The sequence below is a fragment of the Enterovibrio gelatinilyticus genome (assembly GCF_028683095.1).
GTDB lineage: Bacteria > Pseudomonadota > Gammaproteobacteria > Enterobacterales > Vibrionaceae > Enterovibrio > Enterovibrio gelatinilyticus.
This window is the reverse complement of sequence record NZ_JAJUBC010000009.1, coordinates 152,296-174,829: the sequence shown is the minus strand read 5'-3', so window position 1 is coordinate 174,829 and position 22,534 is coordinate 152,296. Positions and strand designations below refer to the sequence as shown.

The 22,534-nt window shown below is 45.5% G+C and carries 13 protein-coding genes and 1 pseudogene; 7 read left to right on the top strand and 7 right to left on the bottom strand.

Annotated elements, in window-relative coordinates; translation table 11 throughout:
* Positions 1-31 precede the first annotated feature (31 nt).
* Entirely contained in the window at positions 32-940 is a 909-nt protein-coding gene (locus tag LRP50_RS09985; RefSeq protein ID WP_274164315.1) for a DMT family transporter, read from the bottom strand.
* Positions 941-1,087: 147 nt separating this feature from the next.
* On the opposite strand from LRP50_RS09985, the gene LRP50_RS09980 reads away from it, so the two are divergent.
* Positions 1,088-5,140, top strand: a complete 4,053-nt coding sequence (locus tag LRP50_RS09980) for a hybrid sensor histidine kinase/response regulator (protein WP_337992910.1) — start codon at positions 1,088-1,090, stop codon at positions 5,138-5,140.
* A gap of 112 nt (positions 5,141-5,252) precedes the next feature.
* On the opposite strand, the gene LRP50_RS09975 is transcribed toward LRP50_RS09980, so the two are convergent.
* The gene (locus tag LRP50_RS09975; RefSeq protein ID WP_274164313.1) at positions 5,253-5,549 is read right to left on the bottom strand and encodes a DUF406 family protein; all 297 of its coding nucleotides are present in this window, start codon (positions 5,547-5,549) and stop codon (positions 5,253-5,255) included.
* Between the two features lie 199 nt (positions 5,550-5,748).
* Positions 5,749-7,395: an AMP-binding protein gene (locus LRP50_RS09970; RefSeq protein ID WP_274164312.1), complete on the bottom strand. Its 1,647-nt coding sequence runs from the start codon at positions 7,393-7,395 to the stop codon at positions 5,749-5,751.
* Between the two features lie 454 nt (positions 7,396-7,849).
* On the opposite strand from LRP50_RS09970, the gene LRP50_RS09965 reads away from it, so the two are divergent.
* Together LRP50_RS09965 and LRP50_RS09960 are read left to right on the top strand one after the other, a co-directional pair.
* Positions 7,850-8,311: a TetR/AcrR family transcriptional regulator gene (locus LRP50_RS09965; RefSeq protein ID WP_274164311.1), complete on the top strand. Its 462-nt coding sequence runs from the start codon at positions 7,850-7,852 to the stop codon at positions 8,309-8,311.
* A gap of 243 nt (positions 8,312-8,554) precedes the next feature.
* Entirely contained in the window at positions 8,555-9,754 is a 1,200-nt protein-coding gene (locus tag LRP50_RS09960) for an acetate/propionate family kinase (RefSeq protein WP_274164310.1), read from the top strand.
* Between the two features lie 68 nt (positions 9,755-9,822).
* On the opposite strand, the gene LRP50_RS09955 is transcribed toward LRP50_RS09960, so the two are convergent.
* From LRP50_RS09955 to LRP50_RS09945, 3 genes are all read right to left on the bottom strand, one after another.
* Positions 9,823-10,506 carry a phage tail protein gene (locus tag LRP50_RS09955; RefSeq protein WP_274164309.1) on the bottom strand — a complete coding sequence of 228 codons (684 nt, stop codon included), beginning with the start codon at positions 10,504-10,506 and terminating at the stop codon, positions 9,823-9,825.
* Positions 10,507-10,561: 55 nt separating this feature from the next.
* Positions 10,562-11,248, bottom strand: a complete 687-nt coding sequence (locus LRP50_RS09950) for a phage tail protein (protein ID WP_274164308.1) — start codon at positions 11,246-11,248, stop codon at positions 10,562-10,564.
* A 97-nt stretch (positions 11,249-11,345) separates the two neighbouring features.
* On the bottom strand, positions 11,346-12,017 hold the full coding sequence (locus tag LRP50_RS09945; RefSeq protein WP_274164307.1) for a phage tail protein: 672 nt from the start codon (positions 12,015-12,017) through the stop codon (positions 11,346-11,348).
* A gap of 154 nt (positions 12,018-12,171) precedes the next feature.
* Here LRP50_RS09945 and LRP50_RS09940 point away from each other — a divergent pair, with 154 nt between their 5' ends.
* Both LRP50_RS09940 and LRP50_RS09935 read left to right on the top strand, forming a co-directional pair.
* Positions 12,172-19,083 (top strand): Ig-like domain-containing protein, encoded by a 6,912-nt coding sequence (locus tag LRP50_RS09940; protein ID WP_274164306.1) that lies wholly within the window; start codon positions 12,172-12,174, stop codon positions 19,081-19,083.
* A 61-nt stretch (positions 19,084-19,144) separates the two neighbouring features.
* Positions 19,145-19,373: pseudogene (locus LRP50_RS09935) on the top strand (LacI family DNA-binding transcriptional regulator); the annotation flags it as partial.
* Positions 19,374-19,613: 240 nt separating this feature from the next.
* On the opposite strand, the gene LRP50_RS09930 reads toward LRP50_RS09935, so the two are convergent.
* Complete coding sequence (locus LRP50_RS09930) at positions 19,614-20,174, bottom strand: helix-turn-helix domain-containing protein (RefSeq protein WP_274164305.1); 561 nt, start codon at positions 20,172-20,174, stop codon at positions 19,614-19,616.
* An 88-nt stretch (positions 20,175-20,262) separates the two neighbouring features.
* Between LRP50_RS09930 and LRP50_RS09925 the strand changes: the two genes are divergently transcribed.
* A complete protein-coding gene (locus tag LRP50_RS09925; protein WP_274164304.1) occupies positions 20,263-21,453 on the top strand; it encodes a benzoate/H(+) symporter BenE family transporter in 1,191 nt (396 codons plus the stop codon).
* Positions 21,454-21,756: 303 nt separating this feature from the next.
* Positions 21,757-22,524, top strand: a complete 768-nt coding sequence (locus tag LRP50_RS09920; protein WP_274164303.1) for an IclR family transcriptional regulator — start codon at positions 21,757-21,759, stop codon at positions 22,522-22,524.
* The last annotated feature ends 10 nt before the right edge of the window (positions 22,525-22,534 follow it).

Here is a 22,534-nt window from a genome sequence, read left to right as displayed (position 1 = left end):
ACTGCAAAAGATAACCCCAAAACCCAGCCGATCATTCGCTGGGTTTTTTATTGAGCGAATGTCGACTCTTAGCCGATGACAGTGTAAACAGCACCAACGTCAGCATAACAATGCTACCGCCAATTAATACGTTGTCACTGGGCACTTCCCCTAGCACCATCCATACAAATAGGGGCCCTAGAATAGCCTCTAATAACATGAACAAATTGGCATGAGCTGCGGGAAGAAATTTGGGGCCGATGGATATCAGAATAAAGGCCGACGGAACGACAACAGCGCATAGGATGATGACGTAAACCCATTCCTGTGACGTCAGAGAAAAAGGTTCTGCCCCTGCAAGTATCGCAATGACAGCGGTACAAAGTCCGCCAAAAACGAGAAATAGGGGAGCATTAGCGCTTTTGCTTTCTCGCAACACCACAAAATAGATAGCCAGCATCAAAGCCGTGACTAACGCCAACATATTGCCGAAAGAAGCATTGGGTAAGGCTTTACCGTAGAAAACAAACACGATACCCAGTGTTGCCGCCAAAATGGCAATCAATGTACGTAATTCGATGGTTTCTTTTAGGAAAAAAAACGCAAGCGCGGCGCATATTAGCGGGCTAACGTTGATAATAATGAGCGTGCTGGCAACTTGGGTGTGCTCGATTGACAGAACAAAGCATACCGTTGACAGAGAGAACGCAACGGAACCAATCAGCAAGTTTTTAGATGGTTTACGCAGAGCATTCATCGTCTGCTTGGGTTTGGTTGCCATTGTAAAGACCAACACCACCAAGGCTGAGATAATTCCTCGCCAGAACAACAATGTCCAACCGGATGATTCAATCAACCGAATGAGTAGGCTATCAACACTTAATATGCTGACGCCGACCATCATGGCTAATGTCCCTTTGTAAATCGGTGCCAATAGATACACTCCCTGTGTCTTTTGCATCAATAAATCATGAATGCGATGTTCATTTATGACGTGATCCATCTCTAAGTGCAATCAGGCTTTTGCTTTTTCTCACTTTATCAACAGCGAGTCGGGGTCTACGCTTACTTGAGGTAGTGTCACCAATTCGAGAATCTTGGAGACAAAATGAGATCGATTCGCCACATATTCTTTGCATTGATGGGATTTATTCTCCTTCTTGGTGTGCTTATAATTTTCGCAAATCTCCGTTCGGAGGTATTGTCCAAAGAAATAAATTTGCTTTACGAACAACGACACCAACAATTCAAACTTGCCACCGAACTCAAGAACAGTTCAGATTTACTCACGCAATTTGCACGTAACTATTCGGTGACGTCAAATGTGCGCTGGCGATATCTGTTTGAAAATGTCAACGCGGTTCGAGAAGGCTACTTGCCGCTTCCAGAAAGTTATAATTTCGACTATTGGGCACAACTGTCAGACCCAAACTACGAAGTACAAGCGCCAGCTGTCCCAATTCGCCCCGACTATCCTTCTTTGTTGAGCCGTTTGCGTGAGTCAGGTATTAGCGAAGCGCATATGTCATTTTTGACTCAAGCGCTTTCGCGATCACAAGAACTCATCGCGATTGAACAAGTGGCAATGGACATTGTTCAAGGCAAAAAGCGAACTGCACGAGGTTTTGAGCGTGTTATTCCTGATCGTAAACAGGCTCAAGAAATGCTGTTTGGCCCTGAATATATCCATGAAAAAAATAAAGTCATGGGGCCGATTGGCGCTTTCTACGACATCATTAACAGAACGACACGCGACAAGTTGGACAATCTCATTCAGCAACGCAGCAATATGGACGGCGTGGCGGCCTCCATGTCCTTCTTGTTGATACTGACCGTTGGCCTTTCTACCGTATTGTTGTGGTATCGCTTCCTTAAACCGCTAGACAACATTCGTCGTGTGATTGTAAGCAAAGTGCGTGACAAGCAGTTTGAATTCAAACTCGATGTAGAAAGCCAAGGTGAGCTGAAAGATCTTGCAGCAGCACAGAATGAGGTGTTGGGCGAAATCGCACAACGTTTTGAATTTAGTCGCCAGATTAAAGCGTTTTCTGATCTCATCCGTGGCTGCTCAGATACCAAAGATCTGGGTTTACAAGTCGCAAACTTTTACTCGCAACGCCTTGAATTGCCGTACGTGGCTATTTATGTTCAACGAAACGAAAAGCTTCACTTAGTGGGTGGCGTGGGGACCGACGAAACCACTAAAGAGATGGACGTGGAGTCAGTGTCTTTCCATCGCACCATTATGTTAACGAAAGAATTTCTACGCATTCGTAATGAGAAAGACAAGTTCTCATTGATGTTGCCAGCAGGTGAGTTGCGCTTGGAAGAGATGTACTTCATGCCACTTGTGGTTAACAACGATATGGTCGGTGTGCTTGAATTAGGCTCAACCCGTTCGTTCACCGATCAGGAAATTGATTGGTTGCTGGAAGCGCAGGAAGACTTGGCGGTAGGTATACAGCTTACGATTAACTCCGAACTTCAGTTAGAAGCCGAGAAGCGGGTATCTGAACAGCTCAAGCTCAACCAACAAATTATTAATGCGATTCCTAACCCTACCTATTTTAGGAATACCGATGGCATCTACATTGGCGTGAACGATGCGTTCACTGACTTTCTCGGATTGTTTTATGTCGATGTGGTGGATAAAGCGCCGAGTGAACTGTTCCCTAGTGATGTAGCGAGCATGTTCCGCGAAAAAGAAAGTGCATTGCTAGAGAATCCAGGGTCGAGTGTTTATGACATCGAATTGCCCAATCCCAGCGGTGATATACGCATATTGACGGTATACGAAGCCACATACTTTGGCAGTGATGGTGAGCCTTTAGGTATTGTCGGGCTGTTTGTTGATGTGACAACGCAAAAACGCTTGGAGTCGGATCTGATCTCCGCGAAAGATCAGGCCAACGAAGCCAGTAAAGCCAAAGGCGAGTTTCTTGCCAACATGAGCCATGAAATCCGTACGCCAATGAATGCCATATTAGGGATGTCACATCTTGCGTTATTAACAGATTTGAATGATAAGCAGCGTAACTATGTTGGCAATATAGAGAAAGCGGGTAAGTCTCTATTAGGCATCATCAATGACATTTTGGACTTTTCGAAAATTGAAGCTGGGAAACTTTCCGTCGAACACATTGGCTTCCGTTTCAGTGAAGTTCTGGACAACATCAGCAATATTATTTCGGTAAAAGCGAAAGAAAAAGATTTGGAATTGATATTCGATATTGATCCCGATTTGCCCGATGATTTGGTGGGTGACCCACTGCGCTTGGGTCAAATTATCATTAATTTGACGGGTAACTCCGTTAAGTTTACTGATAGCGGCGAAATTATCATACGGGCGAAAAAAATCTCCGAATGTGATGAGCTTGTTGAAGTTCAGTTCGATATTCAAGACTCAGGCATTGGTATGTCTGAAGAGCAGTTGAGCCGTCTGTTCCAATCGTTTTCTCAGGCTGATGGTTCTATCACCCGCAAATATGGTGGTACGGGATTGGGTTTAACCATCTCTAAGAGCTTTGTCGAATTGATGGGTGGACGTATATGGGTCGAAAGTGAACCAGGCCATGGTTCAACATTCTCATTCACTATTCGCTGTGGTCGCAGTGAAGCCAGTATCAAAGAGCAAGTCGCGAGAACCACGGTTCTTAATGACAAGCGCGTGCTGGTAGTGGATGACAACCAAGCTTCTCGAGACATCATGTATGCGCTACTAGATAATTTGGATTTGCGTGTCGCTGCGGTGTCAAATGGTGAAGAAGCGGTATTTGAAGTGCAATCCGCCGATGAAAGTAATGATGGTTTTGACGTGGTGGTGATGGACTGGAAGATGCCAGGCATTAACGGCGACGAAGCGACATTACAGATCCAAGCGTTAGACGTTAAGAAAACGCCGAAGGTGATTTTAGCCAGCGCTTATGGCGAGGATGCTGGGTTGATTGGGGATGATATCCAAAACATATTTGATGCCTCCTTGGTGAAACCGATTAACCCATCTTCGTTATTCGATGCACTAATGGAAGCGTTTGGGCAAGAGGAGCTGAAACTTCTCAGCAGCCGAGATGCTCATGACGAAATCTCTGAAGATATTGATTTCACAGGCTTGAATATCTTGCTGGTGGAAGACAACATGATTAACCAAGAAGTCGCCAAAGGGATACTAGAACAATTTAACCCATCCATTGAAGTTGCTGACAATGGCCAGATTGCGCTCGATATGGTGCAAGAGCAACGGTTTGATATTGTGCTCATGGACATGCAAATGCCAGTGATGGATGGTGTGACAGCGACTAAGAAAATCCGAGAGATAGATTCTCTTTCTGATATGCCCATCGTAGCAATGACAGCCAATGCAATGGAGCGAGACGTTAAGCAATGTAAAGAAGCGGGTATGAATGACCATGTTTCTAAGCCAATCGATGTTGATGAGTTGATATCTACTATCCGTCGTTGGACATCTGCATCAAAAGAAACAGTCAAAACGTCAGTTGTGATGAATGCGCCTAAACCTGAAACGGTTGAAATCAATACAGAATTGGGTGATATCGATCCATTAGTGTTGGATGCAAATGAAGGCATACAACGTATCGGTGGCAACGCCAAGGCATATTGGAAGGTGATTGGTGCGTTTACCGAAACTAAGCTGGCGGTGATAGACAAAATTCGACAAGCGTTGAGTGATGGAAATCGAGAAGACGTTGAAATGTTTGCGCATTCATTAAAGGGCGCGGCAGCTAACGTTTCCGCGAAGGGATTAGCGGTGATTGCTGGTACATTGGAAGATCAGTCGGGCTCTGATCTTAAAATGGATCCGGTGCTCTTAGACAAAATAGAAATGTGCCTGAAAGAAATTAAAACTTACATACCCGTTGAGAAAGAGAACAAGGTAGAAGAACAAGCAACTTTTGCTGGTTATACGCCGAGAGAGTTTCGCATCGAACTGGAGCAACTGAAAATCCTACTAAACAATTTTGACACGCAAGCCGTTGATTTTATTTCAGGGATCAAAGAAAGCTCGAAGAGTATGAATGTCGATCTTGAGTCTGTTGAAGATGCTATTCGTAAGTTTGAATATGAGGTTGCTGCGAAAAAGCTTGAGACTGTATTGGCAACTTTAGGTGTCGATGAAGAGGAAGATACACCTACGTTGTTTTAAAAGACAATGTGTTCAGCTAGATGAAATAAAAGGCCGCAAATGGTGACATTTGCGGCCTTTCTTATGTTTGTTTCACTGGCTATCTGACGTGTCGACTACACGCCAATATTGCCTATTTTGTCAGAGAACGACTACGCAGTTCGAAGATAAGTTTCTCAGCACTACATTCAAACTTAAGTCTGACATTCAATGGGTTGTGCGAAAACTCCGCCTCTTCATCGAGATCGTGAATCACTGCGTCATTGACTTCTTTTGCTAGTGCAAGGTATGCACCAAATTCAGCAAGGGCAGCAGCTTTATTTGTTGCAAAGATTTCGACTTCAGCAACGTCGTCACCTTCGCTGATCACGTAACCCATTTCAGCGGTTACACCGCAAGCATCACATACTTGAATTTCTTCCTGGCTCATTGATCACTCTCTCGATGTTAGGGATGAGTATCGTCATCACCTGATAGGTTTTACGTAATATTACTACACATGACAGTTCATTTTGTAGGGTTTTTTCAGCAGAAAGAGAAAGTAAAAATCAGACGAATGTTTGCCTCGAAAAATAAAAAACGGGCCGACTGGCCCGTTCAACTTATTGATGTTTAACAATGGTGAGTTGTTAGTCTTCCCATTGCACCAATTTATCCGAGGGCCAACTGGCACCAATATCGTGATATTGCTTCTCAAGTAAGTGGCGACGAATTTTCAGCGTAGGTGTTAGTAAGCCGTTTTCAATGCTCCACGCTTCCTTAATCATCAATACACCTTTGATTTTCGCGTGTGATTCCAATTCTTTGTTGATCGTCTCAATCACATGCGTCACTCGGCGTTCATAGCGTTCACGATCAAAGTTCGGAAACTGATGCGGAAGTGCAAGCAGAATTGGGCCTGGCATACCTGATCCCACCAAACACATCATTTCTACGTTACTTAGCTCAAATAAACGCTTTTCAATCGGAACAGGGCTAACAAACTTACCTTTGGCTGTTTTGAATGTATCATTCTTGCGCCCTTGGATGGTTAGGTAGCCATCCTGATCAATATCGCCGATGTCGCCTGTGTGAAGCCAACCGTCGATAATCGTTTCGGCGGTCGCTTCTGGGTTTTTATAATACCCAGCAAAAAGCCCCTGACTTTTTGCCAAGATTTCACCATCTGCTGCAATGCGCAGTTCAATGCCAGGGCCTGCATTACCCACCGTGCCGATTTTGTCTGCTCTGAACGGGTAATTTAGCGTGGTATAGGCAAAGGCTTCTGTCATGCCCCAAGCCTCGGTAATGTGCAGACCAAGCTTTTCATACCAATCTAGTAGCGCTGCAGAAACGGGGGCCGAACCACAACCTAATACGCGGGCTTGGTCTAAGCCCAAATTCTGTGCGATCTTCTTCTTGATGAGCCCTGATACGACGGGGATTTTAAGCAACAGATTCAGCTTGGCTGGTGGAAGTTTTTGTTGAATGCGTTGCTGGAAGAGTGTCCACAATCGAGGCACCGAGATAAACATAGTCGGGCGATGCATTTTCACGTCATCAATAAACGTGTCTAAAGACTCAGGGAAGGCGGTGCAAATACCTGAGAGCAAAGCAGTACCGAGAATGTATACGCGCTCAGTGATGTGAGCGAGAGGCAAGTAGGAAAAGAGTCGCTCTCCGTCCTTCATGCCAATGTGATTGATCAGTTGCTGAGATGACCAAGCAAATGCGCCGTGGGTGAGCATGGCGCCTTTCGGTAAGCCTGATGTTCCTGATGTGTAAACAATCGACATCAGGTCATCATCTTTGTGGTCAGGGTTTACTTCAGCACGGCTATGTTGCGCAATCAAATCCCCCCAGTCATAACCGCAATGAATCGTTGGATAGGGAAGCGCTATGGTCGGTAGCTTACTGCGGGTTTCTAGCGTCTCTTTTAACGCCTTAGTGTCATCCAGCTTGCCCACAAATAACAATTTGGCTTCTGAGTGGTCAATACAATGTCCAATGGTGTCGCTGCCTGCGGTAGGAAAAATAGGAACGCTGACATAGCTTCCAAGCATTAGTGCAAGATCAGTGATAAACCATTCAGCACAGTTCTTAGAGATAAGCCCGACTTTGTCACCAGGCTCCAATCCCATTCCCCTTAACGCCGACACCATTCTTAAGGCTTGGTCGACGACATCAGAATACGTGAAGTCCGTGAACTGGCGATTAATGATCTGGCGGAGAAAAATCTCATTAGGGCGTTCTTCAGCCCAGCGCAGTGCTTGTTGGTAAGGTTTTAATTGAGCCATAAAGGACCCCGTATAGCTGTAGGGAATAGAGTGATAGTTATAATTCTATGTTATCGAAGTGTTAAATTAAGGATTTTGTTGCGCCAACGTCAAGTGATTCATTCAAACGCTTGTTCAAATTTTGATGTAGGTAACGCTCAATGCTTTGAATGCTATTTTTAAGTGTAACAATAGCATTTTGCTTTCAGTACGTTACAGGATCGAGTGATTGGTATTTCGACAAATCTAACCCATTTCACGCTTCTCGGAATTTTGGCTTACTTTCACTCAAAAAATAGACACATGTACTATCTTTAAGATCGTTAGCTTAAGGGTTGGTGGTCGGTAACTCTTTTGTGTGATGCAGAATCAAGACATACAGTAAAGCGACATCAATATTAAAAGCGCTCGCGGCAATCGTCGCAATGTCTTGGTTTCTTATGAGTTACAGAAGCCATGAAACAGGGATATAACGATGCCAAAGAGAAGCAAAGAAGACACGGAAATCACCATTCGCTTGATACTAGATGCTGTAGTCGATCAACTGGTCACGTTGGGGTATGACAAGATGTCATACACGACGCTTAGCCAGCAGACGGGCATATCACGCACAGGGATCAGCCATCATTTTCCCAAAAAGACCGATTTCATCACTCGGCTCGATGATAGGCTGCTTGGAATATTGATCGATCGACTCGATCTTGAGGGTGACAAAAGAACTTTTATCGAAAGCTGGTTGACAGCACTTCGTTCGGATAATCGTTTTACCGCGGTACTTCGTCTCTTTTTCCTGCACACTGTTTCGTCAGAGAATGCCGTCGAGTTCACAAGTCACGCGAGTCAGAAGCTGCATGATGTTTGCTGCAATCGATATGGTGAAGAATTCGAAAAAGAATTTGAGTGGTTACTGGGTAAATCACTTCTTACCATGGCGTGACGGTTTCTTCTGCGATAAACCGCGAGAACACTGCTTTTAAAAGGCGTCCCGAGTGGGCGTTTTTTGTTCATCTGTCTTTATTAATGCGGTGTTTTTTTACGAGAAATGCACTCATTGTTGATCTGAGACAGTAAAAGGCTAAAAAACAATTAATCGTTCAAATAAAAGTTGAGTAGCTCAAAAATAATTGAATAATGGGGATTCTGAATGTTCCGTATCACCCATTTGCCAACGAGATTTTTCATGAGCAATTCACTAGTACTCGTCCTGAACGCAGGCAGTTCCTCTCTTAAATTCGCATTGATGGATGCACAAACCGGCGAGGCGATGTTATCTGGCCTTGGTGAGTGCTTCGGCCTTGACGATGCGCGTATTAGCTGGAAGCGCGAAGGACAAGACAAGCAAGAAGTTATGCTTGAGCAAGGTGGTAGCCACCACGAAAAAGCGGTGGGTCTCATCGTTGAATTGGTCGAAAGCATGGATGTGGGTAGTCGACTGGTTGCTATTGGTCACCGTGTTGTGCACGGTGGCGAGAAATTTGCTACTGCAACCCTGCTTGATGAAAGCGTTGTGGCAGAGATTGATGCACTGAGCGACCTAGCTCCGCTGCACAACCCTGCGAACGTCATGGGCATTCGTGCCGCAATGAAAGCATTCCCAAGCCTGCCACAAGTGGCGGTGTTTGATACTGCATTCCACCAAACCATGCCTGAGAAAGCCTTCACCGGCGCAATCTCTAACGAGCTTTACAAAGAATACGGTATTCGCCGCTACGGCTTCCACGGCACAAGTCACTTCTTCGTTAGCCGTGAAGCTGCGAAGCAATTGGACAAGAACATTGATGAAGCAAACTTCATTTCTGTTCACTTGGGCAATGGTGCTTCAGTGTGTGCTGTACGCAACGGTCAGTCTGTTGATACCTCAATGGGCTTTACTCCGCTTTCTGGTTTGATGATGGGCACGCGTTGTGGTGACCTAGACCCTGGCATCATTGAGTTCCTGCTGAAAAAAGGCTGGAGCCAAGAGCAAGTGTTTGAAGCACTGAACAAGAAATCGGGTTTCTTGGGTGTATCAGGCCTGACTTCAGATGCACGCGGCATTTTGGAAGCGATGGAAAATGGTCACGAAGGCGCGAAACTGGCGTTTGAAGTGTTCACTTACCGTGTTGCCAAATACATCGGCTCATACTTGATCCCGTTAGACAGCCTAGATGCGATTATTTTCACCGGTGGTATTGGCGAAAACTCGTTGCCTATCCGTCGTCAGATCCTGAGTAATCTGAAACTGCTGGGCTTTGTCGAAGACGAAGCAGGCAACGAAACTGCACGTTTCGGTAACGGTGGCATCATCGCTAAATCAGAAATGATGGACGCAGTGGCGATCGTTGTGCCAACCAATGAAGAATTTGTTATTGCTTCTCAAGCTGCTGATTTTGCTGAGTAATCATTATACATATTTCTGAATAAAAAAGGCCGCTGATGAAAATCAGCGGCCTTTTTAAGCTATAAAAATCAATTTCTTGATGGGTATGTCCCTTTTTCATTAACAGCAATACACGCTTTTAACACTAACGATGGTTGACTCACGTTAAAAGGCTGCCCCACACCCTGAACTGCATCATCTGTATGCCCGCTAAAATTCCCACTGGCGGAAGGGACGCTGACTTCAACATAGCGTTTTCCATCAGGTTCATTGCTAGTAAAAATTTTCGGGCCGGAGGCAGTAAAATTGGCACCGCTCGTTGAGCTTTTTCCGTTACTAACCGCAATCTGCCCCGAACCGGTAAATTCGATACGTGTAGCTTGCTCATCGACTGAATGAGCATGAGTAGGAAGTTGTGCTGTATGGATTGCAGTCGTCTCGTTGCCAAATTTTTCACCCCATGTTCTAGGTGTATTCCCCGGAGATGTCCCCACATTTACTGGCGTTCTTCCCCTTAAATCGGGTAATAGAAACGTATTCACACCATCTCCCCCGTATAGTGTTCCAATGAGCGAATACAGCGCTGGATGAGAACTAATTTCCATCTCTTGCCCTTTGGCTTCCACATAGTCGGGTTTCGGACAATAACTATTTGCTGTAAAGCATACTGCACCAATAAATGGATCAGGCGAACATGCGAAGCTAGATGTGGTTGCAAAAAGGGCAGTGGAAGCCATTATTAGCTTTAAAAAAGAAGTCGAAATATTTTTCATTCTAAATCCATATATTTCTATGTTAAAAAGTGAGTAATATATAAGTCAAAACTATTTACTGGCGAGCTGGGTAAAGTCCCTTCACCGCAATGCATGCTCGAATCACTTCAAAGGGCTGTTTTAAATCAAGTGAAGAGCGGCTATTGTCGAGTTTAGTTTCAACCTTGGCTATCCCATTACCTTTTCGAATATCTACGTTTAGATTTCCCACAATTGCTTGTGAGGCGTCTGCTGTATAAATGCCGATAGGTGGGTTAGGAAATGCCGGATAAACGTTTCCGTTGGGTGAGGAAACGTCAGTTATTTTTTCAGATAGAAGTATTCTTTCTGTACGGGATGAGATGTTGTAAGTGCCGCTAATGGAATGTTGATGAGGTGGTATCTGTTGCGAAGAAAGTTGAATTCTCTCGTTACCAAAATATTGTCCACGTTGCCTATTTACGCTGAGCCCTGGGCCTAATCCCTCGCCAACGGCGACTCGCCCTCTTAAGTCGGGTAGCTTAAAGGTAGTACGACCATTCCCACCGTATTGTGTGCCTATTAGTGCGAAAAGGGCGTTGTTATCTGCAATGGACAAAAGTGCCCCGTTTGCATCATCATACTTCTCTGGGCAGAAGTTTGCTGCAGTAAAACATACGGCCCCCAAATAGTTTACGCTCGGACAACTATAAGATGATGCTGAGTATAAGCACAGGCTTATTGCCACAAGGTTGAATGCCGTTTTTTGAAGTTTCGTCTTCATTCTATTTTCCTGCCTTCCCGTATTAATTTCTTTAAGCCAATAAAAAAATTTGTTTTTGACTGTATATGGTGGTTTTCATTTCTGGCTTATTTGTTTGCTATTTTTTGCGAGGATACTCCCCGTCATAGCTAATACATGCGGTGAGCGCGATAGAGGGTTGGCTAAGCTCAACGGGTAGATGTCTATTGTTAAAATCACCAACGTTTATTAGATCTGAGGCTTTTTCGCTATGGCTACTAAAGAAAGGAACTTGGGCGATGCTTCCCTGCTCATCGCTATAAGTGGGCGCACTTGAGAAATGATTCGCGCCATCTTGGGTTGCAGGCTGGCCCGTTTCATAAATGGGGAGCGTTGACTGGCCGGCACTGATCTCAAAAGGAATTCTGCTGTTATGTGTGTGTTGAGAAACTTGTCGGTTAGTCAACCACCACCATTCGTAACCTCCTGGAGAGCCTTGGTAATATGCATCGGTTGCTGGACCCTCTCCTTGGGAAATCGCTACTTTTCCTCTTAAATCGGGTATGCCGAAAGCAAAGTTTCCCCAACTGCCATAGGTTGTCCCTAAAAGAGAAAATAGTGCTGTATATTCACCAACAGAGAGCAGGGCGCCGCTCAGGTAATGAAAGCCTCTGGGACAGAAGTTGGAGGCCATGTAGCAGATTTCGCCTATCGCAGTGTTTGCTGAACACGCTTGTGCGGGTATGGGTATGTAGGCAGATATGATGAGTGCCATCATTGCTGGTGTTGTAATTTTATTTATTTTATTCATGGTTTTTAGATGATTTCTTTGACAAGTTGTATGTATACCCTAGTCTGAAAATGTATAGAAATTTGTATATTTTTTCTATTTTGGTGATCTACGACAGGCTGCTACTTAGTTGGCATTGAGCATTTTTCTACTACTAGTGAAAGGAATATCTAACATGAAGGATCGTGTGGGAATGAGGGGGTTATGCTCGTTGATTGGCGCTTTGCTATTGAGCTTCTCTGCTCAGGTTGTGGCGTATGAATCCGTCATAGTTATTGATGCCAACGTGCAAGACCCTGAGACCTTATTTGAAAAAGCCCCCAAAGAAAGCCATGTCATCCATTTAAAAGCTGAAGACACCTTTCTAACACTTAGCCAAAAACTCTCGAAATACAAAGATATTCAAACGTTGAGCCTCTATTCACACGGCAAGCCTGGTGAATTTAGTCTCTTAGGAGACAGTGTTTCATTGTCATCTGAAGAGTCTTATTTTGCGTTTTCGAAAGTGGTCGATGAATATCTTGCTACTGATGGGGAATTACGTCTTTTTGGGTGTGAGGTTGCGAAAGGCGCAAAGGGTAAGACCTTTGTTACGCATCTGGCGAATAGTACCAACCGCACTATATTGGCTTCAGATGATCTCACTGGTTCAAATAAACTAGGCGGTGATTGGGAATTAGAGTACGTCGCAGGTACTGCTGAGCATTCAATTGACATTGAGCATTCTGAACAATACGCGTATTTACTTGCGCCTAGCGAAGGTACAACGACTTTCACGCAACCTGGTGAGTATACACAAGGCGATTCTCCTTTTTCTAAGACCTATAACAACTACACCTTTACCGTCGTAGGCGGTGCGAGGGCGTCCATTAGCACTTATTTCGATGAAGTTAGCATGGGTATTAATAACGATCTCACGCGGCTTCAGGTTGCTTCAGATGACGGCACCGAGTTCAAGTTAGATACCTTTAGCTTTCGAACGTACCTCCTTGGATCCCAAACTATGCGTGTTCAAGGGCGTAAAGACGGAGCGAATGTCAACGGCGCATTTAAAGAGGTGACGTCACCGAGTGATTCCGATACCCATAGTGACATTAGTTTTGCGGATGTTCGTGCGTTTTCGAATATTGATGAAATTTGGATAACGTTTCCCAATGATGACAGCGCTGTAAACAGCGTTCCAACCTTTTACATCAAAAGTATCACCATTGGGGCAGCAGTAAGTGATGAGACGCCGCCGACGATACAGAATGTTGTTATTAATAATAACAGCCACAAAGTCGGGGACGTTGTTGAGGCTACTATTACGGTTGATTCTGATGATGATGACTATTCAACGGGAAATGGTGCAATTTCCGGAACAGTGAACGGTTATTCGCTCAGTGGCCTAACCAAAGTCAGCAATACCTCATATAAAGCATCCTTTACGATTACAGACGGAGGAACAGACAGAGCGGCAGGGGATGATATACCTGTTAGCCTTACGTTGACGGATTCAAGTGGCAATCAAAGCACAGCTTACAGCACCAGTATTTCTCAGGCCAACGATGCCATTTTTGCCAATCAACCGCATCTTGCTGTATCTGTGAACCCAGTTTCAATCGCTGAAGCAGGAGGCACCAGTACGGTCACCGCAGCGATATCGGGCACACTCAACAGCACTTGGCCAGAAAGCCTCACGGTGAATCTTACCTATGGCGGCACCGCGACGCTAACTTCTGACTACACCAAATCTGATTCGATTACGATTCCTGCAGGACAACCATCGGCAGCCGCAACCATCACAGCGGTCGCTGACAGTGTTTATGATGCTGCACAGAATGAAACCGTTACCGTTCAAATCGCCAGTGCGTCAGTCACTAGCGATATTGATACCCAGCAACATACCGTCACCATCACGGATGCGCAGAGCGGGCCCACCGTGAGCTTTTCGGGCAGTGACCAGTCTGTTGCTGAAAATGGTGGAACGGCAACCATAGGTGTGCAACTGAGCCATGCCACTTATGAAGATGTGACAGTCAACCTTAGCTATTCGGGAACGGCAACGTCGGGTACCGATTACGAGGTACCCAGTGCGTCGATTACTATCCCTGCGGGAAGTTCTTCTGCCAATGCAGTCAAGGGCATTGTCACAACAGATGATAGCACCGAAGAAGTTAATGAGTCTGTCCTAGTCAACATTGTTGGTGTGTCAGGTGGGGGCGCAACAGAAAATGGCACGCAGTTACGTCAATACACATTGACGGATGATGACGACGAAACGCCACCAACATTTAGTTCAGCATCTTCATTAACGAATTTGTCTGCGACGGGCGCTACGTTAAACGTGAGCCTTAACGAAGATGGCAAGGTTTACTATGCCGTTGTCTCAAATGGAGCTTCATCACCTAGCGCTTCCGAGGTTAAAGCCGGTCAGGTCGGGCCGCTTTCGTCAGCCTTCGCGGTGGGCACGATCACCACATCGAGCCTCACTGGAAGTCGTGCGATTTCGGGGTTGGCAGATGGCACAGATTACGACGTCTACGTTGTTGCTGAGGATCTCTTAGGCAATTTACAGACATCGCCGATTGCTCTTAACCTTTCAACAATAGATGTTTCTCCAAATATTAGCACCATTACGCTGTCTGGTTCTCCTGCACCAAACGCGAGCAGTATTTCCTTCGTTGTGACTTTTGGGGACAGCGTCACCAATATTTCCACTGACGACTTTGTTGCGCGCTTGGACGGAAATGTTGTTGCCGGACTGACCGTAAGCGGTGTGTCTTCAGCGCAAGGCAACAGCGTGACTGTGACGGTCTCGGCGAACCAAGTGAATGGCACAGTGCGACTAGACCTTAACGGTGGCACGAATATTCTTGATGAAAGCGGAACGTCACCGAGTGCTTATGCCTCCGGGGCGACACATACACTAGACACCGTCGCTCCTACCATTACCTCTATCCTTCGCCAAACTCCCGCCAGTGAGTTGACGGCGCAGGATTCATTAGTTTGGCGAGTCACCTTCTCTGAAGCGCTTAGCAACATCGATATCACTGATTTTGTGGTATCAGGAACAACGGGCACTGTTAGTCACGTATCCAGCACGTCAGCGACAGTGGTTGATGTCACCGTCTCAGGCGGTGATTTGGCAACGGCCAACGGTACTGTCTCTCTTAGCGTTTCGGGGGCGAATAACCTAGCTGACTCTAGCGGAAATGGATTGGGGTCGGTCACTGCATCGAACAGTCAAAATTACTTGCTGGATAACACTGCTCCGAGTATTACGATTCAAAGTGCTTCTTCGGCGTTAATCGCAGGTCAAACAGCGTCTGTTTCATTCAACTTGTCAGAAGCGAGCAGTAATTTCATCGCGACAGATGTTGTTGTTGAGGGTGGTGCGCTGTCGAACTTTGCAGGTAGCGGAATAAGCTATACAGCAACGTTCACGCCAGGTGCAAACCAACAAACCACAGCAAAGGTGAAAGTTGCAGCCAATAAATTCACTGATGCTGCTGGAAATGGAAACACCGTAGCGACGGATTTGCCGTTCACTGTGGATACCCAACAACCCACTGTCACAATATCGAGTTCTTTGCCGACGCTGGATGAAGGTGAAACAGCGGCAGTCACGTTCGCGCTTTCGGAGAGCAGCAGTAACTTCGGGTTAGATAAGGTGGCAATCACTGGTGGTCAACTCAGTTCTTTTTCGGGAAGTGGCACGACGTTCACAGCGACCGTGGAAGCAAGTAGCGTTGATTATGTCGGAATATCTATTAGTGTTCATATGGATGAATTTAGTGATAGTTCGGGCAATGGCAACGTTGCGGCGTCACTAACGATTACTCCGACCACGACAAACAATGCACCGACTATTTCGGGTACACCTTCAGTTACCGCAGATCAAAATAGTGCTTACTCCTTTATTCCGACTGCATCAGATGCGGACGACAATCCCATTAGCTTCTCGATTGTGAATAAACCTGAGTGGGCCGATTTTGATGCCGAAACGGGGAAACTAAGTGGCACTCCTTCACAGGATGACATTGGTGCTTACGCTGGGATTATCATTAGCGTTTCTGATGGAGCCGACTCAACGAGTTTACCAAGCTTTGATATCACGGTGAATGATGTCAATGACCAGCCTGAAGCGATAGATGATTCCTATGTGATTACCGATGGGTTGGAACAGGCACATTCTTTGGATGTTCTTGGCAATGACAGCGATCTTGACGGAGACACGCTGGAAATCGTTTGGGTTAGCTCTCTGGCAAAGGTCAGCCACACTGTAGATCGCATAGAAATAACGGCTTCTGAGGCTGGAACTGTGATTGTTCAATATGGCATCACAGACGGAAAAGGTGGCGAAGCGACTGCCAAAGTCACTGTCACCTTTGATAGTACTGCAACCGGACTACCCACTATCGCGGCGCCAGCAGATGTCGTGGTTAATGCAACAGGTCTCTATACTCGTGTGAAATTAGGCACAGCAAAGGCATTTGATACTTCAGGTCAGCCATTGTCAGTATCACTGAAGGATAAAGGTGCCAACTTTGTGCCCGGAATAAGCTCAGTGTCTTGGGTGACGAAAGATGGGAATGGCAATGTCGCCATGGATACGCAAACGGTCACTGTTCTTCCACTGGTGAGCTTACAGAAGGATAAACAAACCACTGAGGGAACAAGTCACAAAATTAGAGTGCTACTTAACGGTGAATCTCCGATTTATCCACTAGTGGTGCCTTATGCGGTTTCGGGCACTTCCGATAGTGCGGACCATGACTTGCTCAGTGGTAACGTGACAATAAACAGTGGCACAGAAGCCTACATAACATTTGATGTGTTTTCTGACAGTTTGAACGAGGGGACAGAAACCATCGTAATTAAGCTCGATGATTCCGTGAACATTGGGAGCAAAAATGAATTTGAGCTCGCTATTAGAGAAGAGAATATTGCCCCTCAAGTTACGATTGAGACCATGCTGAATGGCGAGAAGGTAAGTACTATCCCAAAGAGTGCAACGGCACTGACGGTAAAGGCTGATGTGGCTGACCCGAATCAGGGAGATTCTCATTCTTACGCTTGGACCACTACGAACGACAGTCTTGCCACTGTGATTGCGGGGCAAACCGACCAGTCCTCGCTGAGTTTTACAACCGAAAACTTAGCACTTAATGTTTACCCGTTGGCTGTTACTGTAACAGATAATGGCTCTCAACCAGAAAGTGTCACAGTTCACACGTTTTTGGAGGTTGTGGAAAGTTTAGCGTCGCTGACCAGTCAAGATAGCGATGGTGACTTAATTCCCGACGACCAAGAAGGGTATGGAGATAGCGACAATGACGGTATTCCTAATTACCTTGATACGAGTTCTGCCTGTAATGTGGTACCACAAGATGTGAAAGAGAGTGGTCAATTTTTACTGGAAGGAGAGCCGGGCGTTTGTCTGCGTAAAGGTATTGCTGTGCTGTCGAATCAATCTGGTGCCGCCCGTTTGTTCTCGAATGAGTTAACGTTGGACAGTGATGCGACGAATGTGGGTGGGATTTTCGATTTTGTTGCGCATGGCCTACTAACTGTCGGACAGAGCTTTAAAATCGTCATCCCACAGCGTCAACCTATTCCTGCAGACGCTATCTATCGAAAATACAAATCTGACTTAGGGTGGTCTTCGTTTGTGATGGACAGCATGAACTCAGTTTCGTCAGCCTTGGGAGAGATGGGATATTGTCCGCCTCCGGGGGACTCCCAATGGGCTGAAGGGCTGACTGAAGGAGATTGGTGTGTCCAAATCACTATTGAGGATGGTGGTCCAAACGATGAAGACGGTATAGCAAACGGCAGTATTATCGATCCGAGTGGTGTGGCTGTGTCGGGAACAGGCAATGCGATGCCAGTCGCGAATGATGATAGTGAGACGCTGGGGAAAAACAGCGAAGTCACTATAGATGTATTGAGTAATGACACAGACGCTGATGGTGACGCTTTAAGTATATCCAGTGCCGTAGCCGATTTGGGGGCGGTTCAAATTACTGATGGGAAGCTGATGTATACACCTGTGACTGATTTTCTTGGAGATGACACTATTAGCTATAGCGTGACGGATAGCAATGGTGGAACAGATAATGCCGTAGTGAATATCACAGTGGTCAATAGTATTGCCCCATTCGCAGCCAATGACCAATATGAGACCGATGATCGCACTCCAATAACCTTTAACATATTGGACAATGATAGTGACCCTGACGGGGAGGCGATAAAGCTAGTATCGGCCACTGCAACTCAAGGCGAGGTTGTGGTCAATAGTGATGACACCGTTACGTACACACCCAAACAAGGATTTGAAGGTCTAGATACGGTAACTTATTCCATTTCAGATATTTATGACTTGCAAGCTAACGCCAATGCGGTAGTGAAAGTGAGCTTAGCTTATGACACGAATGTGGTTAATTCTTCTGGCGGTGGCAACGGACTGTGGGTGCTAATACTTGGTGCGGCGGCATCATTGTACAGACGTTTGAAAGCGAGGCACTACGTTTTCTTATTGTCTTTGGTGGGCACAACGGCACAGGCAAACTGGTTTGTTGATGGCCAATTTGGCGTTAGCCGAGCGCATGATAGAGAGAATATCGTTTCAAATACTGAATACGCGACTGATGAAAAAGGAGCGTACTATTCAATCTCACTGGGTTACGAGTTCGAGCCAGATTGGGGCGCGAGTATCAAGTATCTTGATATGGGAAATGCGGGTGCTATGTTGTCGTCAACAACGACAGCACCAGAGGACTATCATCAGCAGGTTGCGGGCGTCTCTCCATTGCTTGTTGAAGGCATAGGTATTGAGGGAGATTACGTATTTTGGCGAAGCCAAAAGTGGTTTGCTCAAGGGCATGTTGGCGTATTACGCTGGAAAACTGAGATAAAAAGCCAATATCAAGAGTCAACGCTGTACACGAGCTTTGATGGAACTGACCCTTATCTCGGTGTGAAGTTTGGCTTTAATGCCACCGAAAGGTTGGTGCTTGGCCTCAGTTTTACTAGATATTATATCGAAGAAAACGATGTCGATGTTGGTGCGTTGGTGTTGCGTTACCAATGGTACGAAGACTAATGAGAAAGTTCTCTAACAGGTTGTATGCAGTTATTCTAAAAGTGCCTGTCTCTCTCCTGTCATTAGCTATGTCATCAACAAAACTTGCTTTGTCAGTGAAGAAATTTCAGAACGTGTGAATAATGCAGCAAAAGAGATCAACTACACAGCACCTTCGGCATTGGCACGTAGCTTTAAAACTAATCGTACTAACATCCTCGACATGATTTGTTACCACGTCCACCAATCCATTTTTTGGAGAAGTGGTGAAGGGAATGGAACGAAGCTGCTATCACGTTGGTTGTAACCTCAAAAGCGGCTAATTTTGCTAAGTAATTAGTAGAACAGAATTGCTATAAGAAAAGCCGCTGATGAGAGTCAGCGGCTTTTTTTGTTTCCTCGAAAGTCTGTTATCTCAATAAACTCGTTGTTAGCAAAATGCGCGATCTGCCATTTATTCAACTAGCTGAACGCAGGTGTGTGCAGCGATACTGCGATTCAACATCGTTATTTATTACGACGAGAATACGCGTCTACAGAGTGCTCGCTGCCTACTTATGTGGGTAATGAATAACATTATGGAAAACAGCATTTACTTCGCCGATGTTTTTGTAGCCATGAACCTGATTAGCATTGAAGCGTACGGCTTGTCCTGCACGTAACGTATGCCATTCACCATCAAACAATACCGCCATTTCTCCAGAAACACACAGAATGTGTTCGGTAACGCCAAGGTTGTGAGGGTCGGACTCATGCTGATAATGGGGTGCGAGGGTTAGTTCGAATATCTCAAAACCCAGTGCCGGTTCGAAAGGAAATAACAAGCTGACAAAAAAACCAACATTGTATTCCTCACGCCTTAATTCGTTCGCATCTCTGAAAAGACTGGTGAGTTCATTATTGGAACTGGTAGCGATAAAACTGGAAAATGACACATCGAACCCCGATGCTATTTGCCACAGTTTTGCAACGGTTGGGCTTGATTCGCCGCGCTCAACTTGACCCAGCATTGCTTTGCTCACTCCAGTAGCTTTCGCTGCTTTATCTAAGCTCCACCCTTTTTCTTTACGAAGACGCTTTAGGTGTTCACCGACTTTTATTTCTGTTTGCATATTTTCTCAACAAATAACTTGTGCGTTATAACGCACGGATGCTAGGTTGATTAAGTAGACGTTATAACGCACACAGGGACGAATTAACATGACTAAGCTAAAACTTTCCCATGTAAGTACGGGTTTTATCGCCGTTTTCATTGGTTATGCGAGTGCCGCAGCGATAATTTTCCAAGCCGCGATGAGTGCTGGTGCCACTGAAGAGCAGGTAGCTTCATGGTTTTGGGCGTTGGGGATAGGCATGGGTGTAACCACCATAGCGCTCTCATATCGCTATAAGAAACCTATCGTCACTGCGTGGTCTACACCTGGCGCGGCATTGTTAATTACATCCCTCGAAGGGCTGACAATGAATCAGGCAATTGCCGTGTTTTTGTTTAGTTCTGCGTTAATTACGATAATCGGATTAGCGGGAATATTTGAAAAAGTATTGAAACAGATACCAACAGCGATAGCGTCTGCCATGTTAGCGGGCATTTTACTGCAATTTGGATTGGGCTTATTTACGTCACTGGTTGAAGAAGGTCAAGTTGTCTTTGTCATGCTGGCGGTGTTTATAGTGGCAAGGATTTGGTTAGGTAACTTATTGATTCCAATTATTTTCATCGTTGCGCTGGGAATGTGTATTGGTATGGAGAAGCTAGATGTCAGTGCGGTGACGATGGGTTTAACCGTTCCTGTATTCATGACTCCAGATTTTGAATTTTTCTCGTTGGTCAGTGTTGGAATACCTCTGTTTATCGTGACCATGGCCTCGCAGAATTTACCGGGATTTGCGGTATTGAAAGCGAATGGTTACCGCGTTGATTCGTCCAAAGTGATAACAACCACAGGTGTGACAGGTCTGTTATTAGCGCCGTTTGGTGGCTTTGCTTTTAATCTTGCCGCAATCACTGGCGCAATTTGTATGGGGCCAAATGCGGATGAAAACCCAAAGACACGTTATATGGCCGGGATTTCGATGGGTGTGTTTTACCTTTTAGCGGGCATCATGGGCATGTCATTTGTTTCTCTATTCAGTGCAGTTCCCGAAGCGATTGTCATTGCGATTGCAGGTCTTGCGGTGATGCCTACACTAATGAACAGCTTAGCAGTGTCGATGTCAGACACTGAGTATCGAGAGCCAGCACTGCTTACGTTTCTGTTCACCGCGTCTGGAACGAATTTATTCGGTATCGGCAGCGCTTTCTGGGGGTTGTGTATCGGGCTATTCTGTTACGGGTTATACAATTGTAAGGCTAGCGCGGATCGTAAATGTGGCCCTTCGTCGGTTAAATAGCGGGAACCAATTCAAGTATTGAACGCAATATTATCGCTTTTATATCAGTACTTTACCGCTTAGAAATATGCGTTTTGATTTGCTCTCACCATCTCTCTTGTTCTTGCTCTGACATAAAAGAACATCGCAATGCGATGTTTAATGGCATGCTTATCCAATATGATTTCGTGAACATTCAGGACTCAATGTCTCAATTAATGGATGAGAGTTGGCTATCTTTATCGATGCTTAATAAAATCAAGATACTTTGATGTTTCATTTTTCACGTTCCAATAAAGAACAAACGACAAACGGAAGGGTAGAATGAAGGAAACACAATCAACGCTTATTCGTGGTTTTCATATCCTTGAAAAGATTGTGAAAGCAGACAAGCCGCTCTCTAGTGTTTATCTTGCCGAAGAGTTAGATCTTCCAAAACAAACCGTTCACCGGATCGCACAACAGATGGAAGAAGAGGGACTCCTGCAGCGAGAGCCTGATGGCAAGCGTTTCACCGCTGGTCCTCGTTTACGAGATTTAGCCAGAGACACCCTAAAGAATTCCTCCATCAATGTGCACCGCTATACCATTCTTAAAGAGCTGTCTGATGAAATCGGGGAAACCTGCAACCTGACCATTCTGGACGGCTATGAAATTTTATATTTAGAACGTGTCGAAACCAACTGGCCTTATCGTATTCACTTACCTGTCGGTACGCACTATCCGTTACATTGCACGGCATCTGGCAAATTGTTTCTTTCAGACATGAAACCGACCGCACGTAAACGTCTGCTCAAAAGCATGAACCTCACGCGTGAAACGGCGCAAACCATCACAGATATCGATCAGTTAGAAACCCATTTGGCGAAAATCGCCAAAGATGGGGTCGGTATGGATTCAGGAGAGTTTCTTGATGATATGGTCGCGCTTGCTGTTCCTGTGATTGATAACGATAACCGTGTTGCGTTTACCGTGGCAGTGCATGCGCCTTCTGCTCGAAAAAAGCCGGAAGAACTTAGACAGTATTTACCGCTGTTGCGTCGCGCAGCTCAGCGTTTGGCGGTGGCTGAATTCGGTATCACCGACGAGTAAGCAGCAAAGG

What these genes read in the sequence shown, in the direction of transcription:
- LRP50_RS09985 (WP_274164315.1), bottom strand. Translation starts at nt 940, where the DNA reads ATGCAAAAGACACAGGGAGTGTATCTATTGGCACCGATTTACAAAGGG.
- LRP50_RS09980 (WP_337992910.1), top strand. Translation starts at nt 1,088, where the DNA reads ATGAGATCGATTCGCCACATATTCTTTGCATTGATGGGATTTATTCTC.
- LRP50_RS09975 (WP_274164313.1), bottom strand. Translation starts at nt 5,549, where the DNA reads ATGAGCCAGGAAGAAATTCAAGTATGTGATGCTTGCGGTGTAACCGCT.
- LRP50_RS09970 (WP_274164312.1), bottom strand. Translation starts at nt 7,395, where the DNA reads ATGGCTCAATTAAAACCTTACCAACAAGCACTGCGCTGGGCTGAAGAA.
- LRP50_RS09965 (WP_274164311.1), top strand. Translation starts at nt 7,850, where the DNA reads ATGCCAAAGAGAAGCAAAGAAGACACGGAAATCACCATTCGCTTGATA.
- LRP50_RS09960 (WP_274164310.1), top strand. Translation starts at nt 8,555, where the DNA reads ATGAGCAATTCACTAGTACTCGTCCTGAACGCAGGCAGTTCCTCTCTT.
- LRP50_RS09955 (WP_274164309.1), bottom strand. Translation starts at nt 10,506, where the DNA reads ATGAAAAATATTTCGACTTCTTTTTTAAAGCTAATAATGGCTTCCACT.
- LRP50_RS09950 (WP_274164308.1), bottom strand. Translation starts at nt 11,248, where the DNA reads ATGAAGACGAAACTTCAAAAAACGGCATTCAACCTTGTGGCAATAAGC.
- LRP50_RS09945 (WP_274164307.1), bottom strand. Translation starts at nt 12,017, where the DNA reads ATGAATAAAATAAATAAAATTACAACACCAGCAATGATGGCACTCATC.
- LRP50_RS09940 (WP_274164306.1), top strand. Translation starts at nt 12,172, where the DNA reads ATGAAGGATCGTGTGGGAATGAGGGGGTTATGCTCGTTGATTGGCGCT.
- LRP50_RS09930 (WP_274164305.1), bottom strand. Translation starts at nt 20,174, where the DNA reads ATGCAAACAGAAATAAAAGTCGGTGAACACCTAAAGCGTCTTCGTAAA.
- LRP50_RS09925 (WP_274164304.1), top strand. Translation starts at nt 20,263, where the DNA reads ATGACTAAGCTAAAACTTTCCCATGTAAGTACGGGTTTTATCGCCGTT.
- LRP50_RS09920 (WP_274164303.1), top strand. Translation starts at nt 21,757, where the DNA reads ATGAAGGAAACACAATCAACGCTTATTCGTGGTTTTCATATCCTTGAA.